The following is an 11,909-nucleotide window of genomic DNA, read 5'->3' as shown; positions in this document are numbered from 1 at the left end:
GCGCCGGCCACGCCGCCGGCCGCAGGCGCTCGGCCATGCGCGCATACGGCCGCATGCTCGTGTTGATGAGCACGAGGCGCTCGATGTCGTCGGGATGGCGCGCCGCCCACTCGGTCGCGACCATCGCGCCGAGCGACATCGCCAGCAGCCGATACGGCCCTTCGATCCCGAGCGCGGCCGCCCGGGCGCGGACGAACGCGGCCATGCCGGCTACATCGGGCGGCGCGGGTTCGCTCCGTTCGGCGCCGTTGCCGGGCAGGTCGATGAGCGTGACGCCGCGCTCGCCACCGGTCGCGGCCTCAAAGCTTTCGGGAAACGCACCCCAGTGCCGCGCCTCGCGTGTCAGGCCACGCAGCAGGATCCACTGGCTCATCGCGCGCTCTTGCGCCACCAGTGCTCGGCTGCTTGCTGCATGACCTGCTGACGGAATTCACCGCGCGGCAGCCATCGATGCGACGAAAACGCCGCGCGCGTGAGGAAGTCGAAGAAGTTCGGATGCCGGCGCAGCACGCGCCGCGTGCGATGCGCCTTGATCGGGTTGTAGATGCCGAGGCGCGAGAAAAGCTGCGGCGGATTCTTCCTGATCCAGCGCCACGAGCCGAGTTCGAGCGTCATCGGCAGGAAGATGTTCGGCGCGCGCGACCGGTCGTACGCGCAGTCCCACAGGTCGCCGTGCAACAGATACTGGTGGCTCTGCGGCTCGAATGCGTAGCCGTGATGCGGACACGACTGCTCGAACATCGTCTTCAGCAGGAACATCTCGGCGAGATGCGGCATCTGGCGCTCGGTGCGCGCGTAGGGAAACCAGATGCTGTCGTCCCAGCCGAAGCCGGAATGGCAGTCGATCGCGAAACTGAGCGGCCGCGAGATCAGTTCCTCCTCGACCACCGAGAGCAGCGCCGCGCTCTCCACTTCCATCGACCCTTCGCCGCTGCCGCGATACCACGGCAGCCAGGGACCGATGCGCTGCCCGCCCGCGAGAAACGGCACGCGCCCTTCGGCGCTTTGCGGCGCGTTGCGCATCAGGTCGACGCCGTTGGGGTTCGAACGCGTGCGAGCCCACATGCCGCCGGGATTGACGATCGGCATGAAGACGAGCCGGATCGCGCGCAACTGTTCGCTGAGAAGATCGTCCCATTCGAGGCGGCGCAACAGCGCGCGCATGTAGTCGAGGATCAGTTGCGTGCCGATGCGCTCCAGCCCGTGCACGCCGCCGAAAAAGCCGATCGCGGGCGCTTCGGGGTCGGCCGAGCCGAGCGTCGCGGTGACGATCGGGAAACAGTGCGCGCCGGCGCGTACTTCGCCCACCGTGCGGCGCACGAACCACGCGCGGCCCGCGTCGAGGACCGCATTCAGGTCGTCGAATTCCGCGAAGCTGTCGGAGGCAACCCGCAACGTGCTCATGACCACGCCCCTGTCGTTTTGTCGTCTTGTCGTCTGATTGTTTTGAACGGCGCGTCGATGCCGGGCCGATATCTTGTCTGATTTTCCCGCTAACGGGACGACGAGTATAGGACGGATCGGCGTGCGGCCGGGGTTTCGCGTCGGCGGCTTTTCGGTTCCTCTTGAAGGGCGCTCCGCGGTTCGAACGCGCCTCGCCTCTTTCGATCCGTCGCCTAGAATAAAAGGGCCGTCTCCCTGACGGTTCGAGGTTCCCGCCATGAAACAACTCTCCTGCATCCTGATCGGTGCGCTCTTCGGGGCGTCGTGCGTTGCGTCGGCGTTTGCGCAACCGTCCTCGCGCTACGGCGACCCGTCGGCGCCCAAGACTCGCGCCGAAGTCAAGGCCGACCTGATCGCCTGGCTCGCCGCCGGCTACGATCCGAACAATTGGTGGGAGTATCCCGACAACGCGCAGCGCGCCGGCCGCATCGTTGCGGAGCAGCGGGCGCGGCAGGCGGGAATCGGCGTCGTGCAGTAGTGCAGTAGTGCGGTAAGGGACTGATTTCCGCGAAGGCGCGCACGTCAGCCCTTGCTCGCGCGCAGGATGCGTCGCGCGATGCTCCAGCGATGCACCTCCGACGGGCCGTCGTAGATGCGAAACGCGCGCATGTCCGCGAAAATCCGCGCGACCACGGTTTCGTGCGTGACGCCCTGCCCGCCCAGCACCTGCACCGACCGGTCGACGATGCGCCACAGCGCCTCCGACGAAATCACCTTCGCGATGCTCGACTCGTGCTTGCCGAGCACGCCCTGGTCGAGCACCCATGCGCAGTGCCAGATCGCGAGGCGCGTGACGTGGAGGTCCATTTCGTTGTCGGCGAGCATGAAGCCGACGCCCTCGTGCTCGCCGAGCGCACGGCCGAACGCCTGGCGCTCGCGCGCATAGGCCGTCGCGATGTCATGCGCCCGCCGCGCCGCGCCCAGCCAGCGCATGCAGTGCGTCAGGCGCGCGGGCGAGAGGCGCACCTGGGCGTATCGAAAGCCCTCGCCCGCCTCGCCGAGCACGTTCTCGGACGGCACGCGCAAGCCCTCGAACCGCACGACGGCATGGCCGCCCGGAAAGCAGGTATCGAGCGAATCCATCAGCCGCTCGATCACGATGCCCGGGCTTTTCATGTCGGCGAGGAACATGGTTGCCGGGCCGTCCGCGAGCTTCGCCATGATGATCGCGACCGCCGCGCCTTCCGCGCCCGTGATGAACCACTTGCTGCCGTTGATCACGTAGTCGTCGCCGTCGCGCGTGGCGATGGTTTGCAGCATGCTCGGGTCGGCGCCTGCGCCGGGCGGCGGCTCGGTCATGCAGAAGCACGAGCGGATCGCGCCGGCGGCGAGCGGCCGCAGCCACCGCTCCTTCTGCGCCGGCGTGGCGATCGCTTCGAGCAGATGCATGTTGCCCTCGTCGGGCGCGGCGATGTTCAGCGCGACCGGACCGAGCGGCGAATAGCCCGCTTCCTCGAAGAAAACGGCTTTCGCGACGTGCCCGAGCCCGAGGCCGCCGAACGCAGGCGACACATGGCTCGACAGCAACCCGGCGCGCCGTCCTTTGTCGATCAGCTCCGCGCGCAGTGCCTCGTCCGGCCCGTGCGGCGTGCAGCGCGGATCGCGTTCGAGCGGAACGACTTCTTCGGCGATGAAGGCGCGCACGCGTGCCTGCAAGGCGCTGAGTTCGGGGGAAAGCGTGAAGTCCATCGGCGATTCCTTTTTGGGCGGCGTGTGCGGGGCGCCGGTTGTCGTTGCCGCAGCAGCTTAGCGGTTCGCGCGATGAAAGCGCCATCGCGTTTTTCCCGACCGGCGGCTAGTCCTCGTAGTCGGAGTACTTTCGCGCGTCGCCCCGAACCTTGTGCACGGGATACTTCGCGCGGTTCAGCTCCATCTTTTCGAGCACCGCGCGATACAAGTCGACGTCGAGCTTGTCCGCGAGCAGAACGAGGTAGGCAAGGACATCGGCCATCTCATGGCGGATCGCGGTCAGCTTTTCGTCGTCGATCTCGTCCTTGCCGCCCGACACGAGCCACTGAAAAGGTTCGAGCAATTCGCTCGCTTCGACGCTGATCGCGGTCGCCAGATTCTTCGGCGTATGAAAGCGCTCCCACTCGCGCTCGCCGACGAACTGGCGCACGAGTGCTCGCAGTGCGTCGAATTCGCCTCGTGTTTCCGTCTGATCCATGACGATGTTCCTTGCAGGTTGCCCGACTCACGATGATAGCGAAGCCGGTGCAAGGCGCGTTGTTATTGCATCTTGCCGCTGGCCCTGGGGTTGGGCGCTGACTACGCCCCTCGTCCCCCACCGCGGCCTCCTCGTTGGCATCCGTTATATTCTGTCGTATATTACGGAGGTGCAATCGACCGACTGGAGCGCAGCAAAGCAATGCCGATGCGGAATCGAACCATCGTGCCGGACCGGGCCAAAGCCGGCGGTCCAACACAGCGCGACTACTCCGCAACGATCGTCGCCCTGAAGACGACGCCAGACCGCGAGCGGAACGAACTGATCAGCGCCATCGTCGATGCCGACCGGAGGCTGCGGGACAGTGTGCGCCGCTTTCTCTCGATGCTCGCCGATGCGCTGGGCGAACCTTTCCCGGCCGACGCACTCGCGTCACGTTCGTTCGATGAATTGTTGACGTCGCTCGAACAGCACGCAAGAGCGGCCAGCTTCGGTCGCATTAACGAGCTTGGCGCAAGCAATCGACGAGGCGCGCTCGGCAGAACGCCAGCGCAACGTGATCTTCTCGAGCGCTTCGGGCGACGATACGACCGCGCTCTCCACGGCTGCGTCGATGCTTGAACGGCTGGACGCAATGTTCGTCGGACTGTGCGTGGAGCACGTCCTGGAGGCGCATTCGCGCACCGCTCGCGCCAGCGCGTATCTGGACTAGCCCGGATCCTCGATCATGATGGAAACTCCGCCGTTTCGCCTGGCCCGCTCACTGAGCGTGAATCCCGCCGACACGTGTTGTCAGCCGGCGCAAGCGTCGCTTCGGGCGTTGCGGCGGCGCGTGCGTCTCGCCGAACTCGACTCGCACCTGCATTGCTCGATCATCGGCACATGCCTCACCACGAGCGAACTGAGGAAGCTCGTGCCGAAGTTCGCCGACATCGACCGCCAGCACGCAAGCGACCTGGAGATTCACCACACGGCCGTCGAACTCGCGATGGCCGACGGTCCCGGCAGCAAGGCGCTGCACAAGGCGCTCGACGAACGCTACGCCGGCGCGATTCGCCGCTTCGACCAGGCGCGCGACCCGGAGGCCGTGCTGGCCCTATGGGACGAGGCGCGCAAGAACGGCGACGTCTCGCCCGCGTACTGGGCGCTGATGACGCATCCGCAAGCGACGATCGAAGTACGGCAGGCGGCGTTCGGCGACTTGCACATGCTTTCGCATCTGGTTGGCGCGGCGAATCGCGCGGACATCCGGCGGCTGGTCGCGCTGGAAAAGGAGAACGCGGCGCTGAAGGACAAGGTCGAGCGTCAGCAAGGCCGCTTGCAGGAAATGGCCGTTCAGCGCGATGCCGCGTTGCGCCACTTGACGGAGCAAGTCGTGCAGGTTTCCTCGCGCGCGCATGAAACCGATGTCGATGCCGAAGTGTTGCAGCTAAGAGAAAAGCTCGACGATTGCGAGCGGCGTGTCGCGCTGCATACGAGCCGCCGCGAAGCGGCCGAACAGCGCGCGATCCACGAGCAGGAAAGCGCGCAGGCGCTGCGCGCCAGCCTCGACGAAGCGCATGCGCTGCAGAAGATCATGCAGGCCGAATGCCGGGCGCTCGAACGCGCGATGACGGCGCAGTCGGATCGGCCCGAAACGCAGCGAAGCGACTACGCGTGGATCGCCGGGCAGAGGATCGTCTATGTCGGCGGCAGGCCGGGGTCGAACGCCGCGCTCAAGGGACTGGTGGCGTCGGCGGGCGGCGAGTTCATCGTGCACGATGGCGGCGTCGAGGACCGCAAGGGTCTGCTCGCCGCGGCGCTGCCGGGCGCGGACCTCGTCGTCTTCCCCGTGGATTGCATCGACCACGACTCGATGAACATGCTCAAGCGCGTCTGCGATCGGCATCAGGTGCGTTACTACCCGCTGAGAACGGCGAGCGTCGCGAGCTTTGTCGAGTTGATGACGCGCCTCGCGCCCGACCAGCACCTGCGCGCGGGCACGGGCACGCCGCCGGCATCGGCGTTCTGCTTGCGGCACGGCTGACACTGACGCACGACGCAGCACGCAGAGCGGCTATCGAATGAGCCGCGTCAGCGCTGCGATCTGCGTGACGCAGGACGCCTCCGCCTGCGCCTCCACCTCACGATAAAGACGCACGATGTTCTCGCCGACCGGCGTCAGCGCGCAGCCGCCGCCGCTGTGTCCGCCTTGCTCCGAGACGGTCGCGGGCGACTTGAGCGAGCGGTTCAGTTCGTCGATCAACAGCCACGCGCGCCGGTACGACATGCCGAGGCTCCGGGCCGCAGCCGAGATCGAGCCGTGCTCGTGCACGGCTTCGAGAAGCGCGACCTTGCCGGGACCGAGCGCGACAGTGTCGCCTGTACGGATGCGCATGCGAAAGCGCACTTCGGGCCGGGTGCGGGGGACGGCTGATTTGGTTTTGACTGGTGTAACCATGCCCGAAAGCATACACGAAGGGCATGAGGGCAAATGCGGCGGGCGAACTGTGGCGAGAGCGCCACGAAACGAAGCGATCGAGTTTACTATGAGATTACGCTTCGTTATATTCGCACGGACATAGCGCTGCGATGACGTAAGGACACGTCACGGCATCGCGCCTAACCGCCGCTCGGGTCCGAACGGGCTTGGAACCGGCCACCACGAAGGGAACACCATAATGAAGAAGATTCTGGCCGCCGCTGCCCTGGGCAGTCTGGGGATAACCGCGCATGCCCAAAGCAGCGTGACGCTGTACGGCATCATCGACGCGGGTGTCACGTACGTGACAAATGCCGCGACTCCGACGGGACACGACCATCTGTTCAAGTATGGCGACGGCGTCGCGCAGGGCAGCCGCTGGGGCTTGCGCGGCACCGAAGACCTGGGCGGCGGATTGAAGGCGCTTTTCGTGCTCGAAAGCGGTTTCAGTTCCGGCGACGGCACGCTGCAACAGGGCGGCGCCGAGTTCGGGCGGCAGGCCTTTGTCGGCCTTGCGAAGAACGACGTGGGCTCGGTGACGCTCGGCCGCCAGTACTCGTTTTCGACTGACTTTCTCGGCGCCAACTACACGATGGGCAGCCAGACGCCGGCCGGCAACTATGCCTACCACATCAACGACCTCGATCAACTGACGGCGAGCCGCATCAACAATTCGATCAAGTTCAGCAGCGCCAACTTCGCGGGCGTGACCTTCGGCGGCATGTACGGCTTTTCGAACCAGGCGGGCGCGTTCGCCGGGACGCCTACGACCACCACCGCCGGCACGACCACGCAAGGCTCGTCGAGCGCTTACAGCTTCGGGCTGAACTATGCAGGCGGAGCATTTGGCATCGGCGCGGCGTACACGAACATCCGCTTTCCGAACGGCGCGACCCCGCCGTTCAGCGTGAGCATCGCGAACGTGAACACAGGCGGCTTGCGTGACCTCGAGACCTACGGCGTCGGCGCGCGCTATGCGATCGGTGCGGGCCTGATCTGGGGCAACTGGACGCACACGAAGTTCGAGCCGATCACCGCTGCCACGTCGAGCCTGAACAACTACGAAATCGGCGGCAAGTACGCGTTCACGCCGGCCCTGAGCGCGGGCATCGGCTACACGTTCTCGAAGCTCGACGACAACTTCGAAGGCAAGTGGCACCAGATCAACAGCGTGGTGGACTACGCGTTGTCCAAGCGCACCGATGTCTACGCGCTTGCCATCTATCAGAAGGCGTCGGGCAGCAACACGGTCGCGGGTCGCAGCGTTCCGGTGCAGGCCGAAATCGGTTCGAGTTCGAGCTTCATCGGCAACTCGGGCGTGGGTGCGAACAACCAGTTCGCGGCGCGCGTCGGCCTGCGTCACAGGTTCTGAGCGGGATTTTCAACGGCACTCCAGACTTCCGATTGCCATTTGAGCGCTGCAGGCCTCGCCTGTAGCGCTTTTTTTTACTCTGACGCGCGCTCGGGATAGCAGAATGCAAAGTCCTCGCAGCCTGGACAGCCGGGCGCGAACGTCACGGCCCGACCGTTCGCGAGCGCCACTTCCTGCGCGAGAAACTTCTTCCAGCGCAAGTTCTTCACGTTGCGCGCGATGAAGCGGGGATAGTGACGGTGGAGGATGCTCGTGACGTCGTCGCGGCCGCTCAGTCCGAGGTCGCGCCACAGATGGTCGGGACGCAAGCACGCGGTGGCGATGATCGTTGCGAGACAGTGTGCATCGGCGGCGTGCGTCGCGGCGGTGATGTCGTGCTGAAGCAGCAGCGTTCGCAGTTCGCTCACGAATTGCCAGTGAGGCGACCACAGCACGGCAGTCGGTATTTCCGCGTGGTCGAGTGCGCGAGAGAAATGCCGCTTGACCAGCGCCGCGAGTTGATCGCGGCTCAGGCCGAGCAGCAGCAACTCGCGGGCGCCGAGCCTCGCACCGATCAGGCGCGCGAATGCGATCGTATCGGCGTTGGCAGGGTCGAGCGCGCAGGCCAGTAACATGGCCGCCGCCCCGTTCATTGCCTCGCTGAACCGAGCACGTGCGCATCGATGCGTGCGAGGCGCTTCACATGGCGCGGCGCGCGCACCGTATCCGCGCCGGAGACGAGCACGGGCAAACCGTCCTCGATATCGAGCGGCCGGTCAGCGCAGGCGTACGCAACGATCGCGCGATCGCCGATCGGCGAATTGAACAGTTCGTGCCACGAGAACGTGACCGCATAGCCGTCGTGTCCGTGCGCGAGGAACACGGTCCGCTTGAAATCCGAGCTGCCCGGCCGGCGCACGCCCGCCGCGTCGAGCAGGACGCGCAGTTGCACGCCGCGATAGCTGTCGACCGGGCGGATGAACCTGCCGCTCGTGAAGCAGAACAGGTCGAATGGTTCGAGCGACACGCTTTCGTATTCGCGCAATGCGGCGATATCGAGGGAAAGCGGACGTTCGACCGCTCCGCCAATCATGAGAACCGTGTCGGCCGAAACAATCGCTTGGGAATCGTCCATGTGCAAACTCGCTGGTTCGAATCGGGTTGAAACGAATGCCGTAATATAGCCGAGGATATTACGGACGATAAATCGTGACCATGACTTTCACGGCATGCCGCTCATGCCGATCCGCGCATGAGCCAGCCAACGAGACCAGGAGACGTTCGATGAAGCGGCCGCTGCTGGCCTGCGTGACATCGCTTTGTCTGGCCGCGTGCGGCTCGCTCGGACCGGGCTCCGCCGCGCAGACGATCACGCTTGCCGGTGCGCCGAACGGCGTCGCGGTGCGGGTTCCGGAGGGCACGATCTATGTCACGGATGATGCGAGCAACGGCATCGTCGCGTCGTCTGACGCAGCGCATTTCGCCCCTTACGCCACGCTGCCCGCTGCGGGCGGCCAGCGCAATGGCCTGAGCCAGATCGCGACCGGCGCGGACGGCGATCTGTTCGTCGAGCGCTTTGGCTTCGGCTCGACCAGTGCGATTTTCCGCGTCGATGCGGCGGGCCACGTCACGCTGGCGAGCGATGCGAATCCTTCGCGCCGGCGTTTGGGACTGGCCGTGCTGAGCCGGACGGAACTGTTGTCGAGCTGGTTCGTGAAGCAGGGTGACGATCCGGCGCAAGGCGGCGTGAGCCTCGTAACACGAGATCCGGCTTCGAGCCGGGCGACCGAGCGCGATATCGTCGCCGGGCTCGGCAAGCCGGTCGGTCTGGCGATCGTCGGCGATACGCTCTACATCACTGATCAGACGAATAACCGCATCGTGAAAGTGGGCCTTCGCGCGACGCTTTCCGCCGCCGCGCCGGTCGCGGCGAGCGATGTCTTTGCAACGGTGACGGCGCCCGATTTGCTCGCCGCGTCGCCCGACGGGACGCTCTACACGAAGTGCGGCGAGCACGGCCTGTGCCGTTTTTCGAAGACGGGCGAGCCGACTGTCCTCGCGAACGATTTCGATGAGCCGCGCGGCGTGGCGGTCGATGCGGCGCACAAGCGCCTCGTCGCGGTGGACCGGGCGCGCGGCACGGGCCGGCCGAGTCATCTGCGGATCATGCGCCTCGACTGACCCGGCCCGTAGCTCCGGCAATTCCCGCTTACTCGACCGCGACGATCACGCTCGACGCCTTGAACACCGCGCTCGCGGGCGTGCCGGCGGCAAGGCCGAGACGCGTCGCGCTGTCGTTGGTGATGATGGCCGCGATCTGCAGGCCGCCCGCAGAGATCGTCACTTCCGTGTTCACCGCGCCGGGCTTCACGTTCGCGACGGTGCCCGTCAACACGTTGCGCGTGGATATCTTAGAGGGATCGCAGTCGACCATCACGATGACCGACGACGCCTTGATCAGTGCCGACGCCTTCGCGCCGACCGCCAGCCCGAGCGACTTCGTGCTTTCCTGCGTGACGACGGCGACGAGCGTCGTGCCGTCCACGCGCAGCGTGATTTCGTCGTTGACGGCGCCGGACTTGATGGCCGTGACTTCGCCGGAAAAATGATTGCGAGCGCTGGTTTTCATGGCGGTGTTCTCCGTGTTCGAGGTGGTTGTGGCGGGTTGTGGTTGGTGTTCCGCAACTGTACAACATCGCCGGTTGGCGGCTGGGCAGGCGCACGATCGATTGATGCAATCCGCTGCCGTTCGCGCGATGATGACGAACTGCCTCGGGCCTGCTTTCACTCACCTGATGCACGTTTCCGCCCACGCCCCCACTGAGTAACGCGATGACCTTGCACTCGATGAATCGATGGAAGCGCATCTGTCTGGCGATGACCGCCGCGGCGCTCGCTGGCTGCGGATCGAGCACACCGAGCGGCACCCAGCCGATTCCGGCCGAGATAACGAACGTCATGCAGAAGCCCGCCTACAAGAACGCGACGTGGACCATGCAGGTGATCGATCTCGCGAGCGGCAAGGTCATCTATGCGCAGAACGCCACGGCGCCGACCTTGATCGCGTCGGTGCGCAAGCTCTTTTCGGTCGGCGTGGCGCTGAACCAGCTCGGCCCGGACCATCGCTTCGTAACGCCCGTCTACCGGCAAGGCACGGTCGACGCGGCCGGCACGCTGAACGGCAATCTCGTGCTCGTCGCGAGCGGCGACCTGGCGATGGGCGGCCGCACCAACCCGGACGGCACGCTCGCGATCAGCAGCTTCGACCACAACGAAGCAAACGCGCTCGGCAGCGCCGTGCTCACGGCGCCCGATCCGCTCGCGGGTTACGACGCGCTGGCGGCGCAGGTCGCGGCAGCAGGCATCAAGCGGGTGACGGGCGAAGTCGTGATCGATGATCGGCTGTTTCAGCCGTTCAACTATCGCGACGAATTCGACGTGCGGCCGATCTTCGTCAACGACGACGTCGTGGACGTGATCGTCAACCCGGGCGCGTCGGTGGACTGGCGGCCGAAGTCGGCGGCCTTCAGCGTGCAATCGAGCCTTCAGGCGGGCGCTCAGGGCTCGAAACTCGAAATCGATTTGACGCCCGAACTGCCCGCCTGCATCGGCGCGCCGAACTGCGTGGGCAGCGTCACGGGGAATCTGCCGGCGGGCTTCGTGCCACCGTACACGAACGCTTATCCGCTGATTCGCACCTTCCGCATCACCGAGCCGTCGAACTATGCGCGCACCGTGTTCATCGAGGCGCTCGCGCGCGCGGGGGTCACGGTTGCGGCGGCAGCGGTCGGGGCGAATCCCGTCGCGATGCTGCCGGCGCAGAATTCGTACGCCGCTTCCACGCAGGTCGCGCAGCTCGTGTCGCAGCCATATAGCGAGTACGCGAAGCTCGTCAACAAGGTGAGCTACAACCTCGGCGCGGAAATAAGCCTGATGCTGTTCGGCCTTGCCGCCAACGGATCGACGACGCGCGCGGCCGCGCTTGCCGCCGAGCAGAACGTACTCTCGACGCAGTTCCAGATTCCCGCAGCCGACCTGCATTTCATCGATGGCAGCGGCGGCGGCGACACCACCGCGACCAGCCGCGCCGTCACGACCCTGCTCACCGGCATGAGCAAGCAGGCGACCTTCCCGAGCTATTTCGATTCGCTGCCGGTGCTCGGCGTCGACGGGTCGCTCTCGTTCGTCACCAACTTCGAGGCCGACCCGACGCTCGCGGGCGCGAAAGCGCAGGTGCATGCGAAGACGGGCACGTATGTCGGCGGTCCGCCGCTGACGTTGAAAGGACAGTCGCTCGCCGGCTATATCGATGCGAAGAGCGGGCGCAGGCTCGTGTTCATCGTGGTCGTGAACGGCGTGCCGATCAAGTCGCTCGACGATGTGATCAGCGCCTTCCAGGACGAAGGGACGATCGCCGCGATATTGTGGAAGCTGCAGTGAGCGATGCCTGTGTCGGAAACACACGATGCGGGCATCGCGGGCGTCGT

Annotated in this window: 14 protein-coding genes; 6 read left to right on the top strand and 8 right to left on the bottom strand. The window is 65.7% G+C overall.

Features of this window, described 5'->3' with window-relative positions; all coding sequences use genetic code 11:
* Both AWB68_RS20345 and AWB68_RS20340 read right to left on the bottom strand, forming a co-directional pair.
* Positions 1-373: alpha/beta fold hydrolase (locus AWB68_RS20345; RefSeq protein ID WP_143281966.1), on the bottom strand; the 373-nt coding region annotated here is incomplete at its 3' end.
* On the bottom strand, positions 370-1,404 hold the full coding sequence (locus AWB68_RS20340) for a M14 family zinc carboxypeptidase (RefSeq protein WP_087646149.1): 1,035 nt from the start codon (positions 1,402-1,404) through the stop codon (positions 370-372). The genes AWB68_RS20345 and AWB68_RS20340, both read right to left, overlap by 4 nt.
* Before the next feature lie 256 nt (positions 1,405-1,660).
* Between AWB68_RS20340 and AWB68_RS20335 the strand changes: the two genes are divergently transcribed.
* Entirely contained in the window at positions 1,661-1,921 is a 261-nt protein-coding gene (locus tag AWB68_RS20335) for a DUF4148 domain-containing protein (protein WP_087646148.1), read from the top strand.
* Between the two features lie 44 nt (positions 1,922-1,965).
* Here the strand turns inward: AWB68_RS20335 and AWB68_RS20330 are convergent, their stop codons facing one another.
* On the bottom strand, positions 1,966-3,132 hold the full coding sequence (locus AWB68_RS20330; protein WP_087646147.1) for an acyl-CoA dehydrogenase family protein: 1,167 nt from the start codon (positions 3,130-3,132) through the stop codon (positions 1,966-1,968).
* Between the two features lie 106 nt (positions 3,133-3,238).
* The gene (locus AWB68_RS20325; RefSeq protein WP_087646146.1) at positions 3,239-3,610 is read right to left on the bottom strand and encodes a nucleotide pyrophosphohydrolase; all 372 of its coding nucleotides are present in this window, start codon (positions 3,608-3,610) and stop codon (positions 3,239-3,241) included.
* Between the two features lie 225 nt (positions 3,611-3,835).
* Between AWB68_RS20325 and AWB68_RS20320 the strand changes: the two genes are divergently transcribed.
* The gene (locus AWB68_RS20320; protein ID WP_235028423.1) at positions 3,836-4,231 is read left to right on the top strand and encodes a hypothetical protein; all 396 of its coding nucleotides are present in this window, start codon (positions 3,836-3,838) and stop codon (positions 4,229-4,231) included.
* A 109-nt stretch (positions 4,232-4,340) separates the two neighbouring features.
* The gene (locus tag AWB68_RS20315) at positions 4,341-5,636 is read left to right on the top strand and encodes a DUF2325 domain-containing protein (protein ID WP_087646154.1); all 1,296 of its coding nucleotides are present in this window, start codon (positions 4,341-4,343) and stop codon (positions 5,634-5,636) included.
* A gap of 30 nt (positions 5,637-5,666) precedes the next feature.
* Here the strand turns inward: AWB68_RS20315 and AWB68_RS20310 are convergent, their stop codons facing one another.
* On the bottom strand, positions 5,667-6,062 hold the full coding sequence (locus tag AWB68_RS20310) for a winged helix-turn-helix domain-containing protein (RefSeq protein WP_087646145.1): 396 nt from the start codon (positions 6,060-6,062) through the stop codon (positions 5,667-5,669).
* 205 nt (positions 6,063-6,267) lie between these two features.
* Between AWB68_RS20310 and AWB68_RS20305 the strand changes: the two genes are divergently transcribed.
* A complete protein-coding gene (locus AWB68_RS20305; protein WP_087646144.1) occupies positions 6,268-7,443 on the top strand; it encodes a porin in 1,176 nt (391 codons plus the stop codon).
* Between the two features lie 74 nt (positions 7,444-7,517).
* Here AWB68_RS20305 and AWB68_RS20300 read toward each other — a convergent pair whose 3' ends face one another.
* Both AWB68_RS20300 and AWB68_RS20295 read right to left on the bottom strand, forming a co-directional pair.
* The gene (locus AWB68_RS20300) at positions 7,518-8,057 is read right to left on the bottom strand and encodes a nitrogen fixation protein NifQ (protein WP_235028422.1); all 540 of its coding nucleotides are present in this window, start codon (positions 8,055-8,057) and stop codon (positions 7,518-7,520) included.
* 14 nt (positions 8,058-8,071) lie between these two features.
* Positions 8,072-8,557, bottom strand: a complete 486-nt coding sequence (locus AWB68_RS20295) for a molybdopterin-dependent oxidoreductase (RefSeq protein WP_087646142.1) — start codon at positions 8,555-8,557, stop codon at positions 8,072-8,074.
* 149 nt (positions 8,558-8,706) lie between these two features.
* Here AWB68_RS20295 and AWB68_RS20290 point away from each other — a divergent pair, with 149 nt between their 5' ends.
* A complete protein-coding gene (locus tag AWB68_RS20290) occupies positions 8,707-9,603 on the top strand; it encodes an NHL repeat-containing protein (RefSeq protein WP_087646141.1) in 897 nt (298 codons plus the stop codon).
* Positions 9,604-9,631: 28 nt separating this feature from the next.
* On the opposite strand, the gene AWB68_RS20285 is transcribed toward AWB68_RS20290, so the two are convergent.
* Positions 9,632-10,051, bottom strand: coding sequence for a TOBE domain-containing protein (locus tag AWB68_RS20285; protein WP_087646140.1), 420 nt, complete (start codon positions 10,049-10,051; stop codon positions 9,632-9,634).
* 203 nt (positions 10,052-10,254) lie between these two features.
* On the opposite strand from AWB68_RS20285, the gene AWB68_RS20275 reads away from it, so the two are divergent.
* Complete coding sequence (locus tag AWB68_RS20275) at positions 10,255-11,862, top strand: D-alanyl-D-alanine carboxypeptidase/D-alanyl-D-alanine-endopeptidase (RefSeq protein ID WP_087646138.1); 1,608 nt, start codon at positions 10,255-10,257, stop codon at positions 11,860-11,862.
* The last annotated feature ends 47 nt before the right edge of the window (positions 11,863-11,909 follow it).

The sequence above is a fragment of the Caballeronia choica genome (assembly GCF_001544535.1).
GTDB classification, from domain to species: domain Bacteria; phylum Pseudomonadota; class Gammaproteobacteria; order Burkholderiales; family Burkholderiaceae; genus Caballeronia; species Caballeronia choica.
Note: the sequence above shows the minus strand (reverse complement) of the source record. Positions and strands in the feature narration are given on the sequence as shown.

Excerpts from the sequence above, each read along its gene's own strand:
- AWB68_RS20325 (WP_087646146.1), bottom strand. The coding sequence starts at position 3,610 with ATGGATCAGACGGAAACACGAGGCGAATTCGACGCACTGCGAGCACTC.
- AWB68_RS20315 (WP_087646154.1), top strand. The coding sequence starts at position 4,341 with ATGGAAACTCCGCCGTTTCGCCTGGCCCGCTCACTGAGCGTGAATCCC.
- AWB68_RS20335 (WP_087646148.1), top strand. The coding sequence starts at position 1,661 with ATGAAACAACTCTCCTGCATCCTGATCGGTGCGCTCTTCGGGGCGTCG.
- AWB68_RS20300 (WP_235028422.1), bottom strand. The coding sequence starts at position 8,057 with ATGTTACTGGCCTGCGCGCTCGACCCTGCCAACGCCGATACGATCGCA.
- AWB68_RS20310 (WP_087646145.1), bottom strand. The coding sequence starts at position 6,062 with ATGCTTTCGGGCATGGTTACACCAGTCAAAACCAAATCAGCCGTCCCC.
- AWB68_RS20330 (WP_087646147.1), bottom strand. The coding sequence starts at position 3,132 with ATGGACTTCACGCTTTCCCCCGAACTCAGCGCCTTGCAGGCACGCGTG.
- AWB68_RS20275 (WP_087646138.1), top strand. The coding sequence starts at position 10,255 with ATGACCTTGCACTCGATGAATCGATGGAAGCGCATCTGTCTGGCGATG.
- AWB68_RS20290 (WP_087646141.1), top strand. The coding sequence starts at position 8,707 with ATGAAGCGGCCGCTGCTGGCCTGCGTGACATCGCTTTGTCTGGCCGCG.
- AWB68_RS20285 (WP_087646140.1), bottom strand. The coding sequence starts at position 10,051 with ATGAAAACCAGCGCTCGCAATCATTTTTCCGGCGAAGTCACGGCCATC.
- AWB68_RS20340 (WP_087646149.1), bottom strand. The coding sequence starts at position 1,404 with ATGAGCACGTTGCGGGTTGCCTCCGACAGCTTCGCGGAATTCGACGAC.
- AWB68_RS20295 (WP_087646142.1), bottom strand. The coding sequence starts at position 8,557 with ATGGACGATTCCCAAGCGATTGTTTCGGCCGACACGGTTCTCATGATT.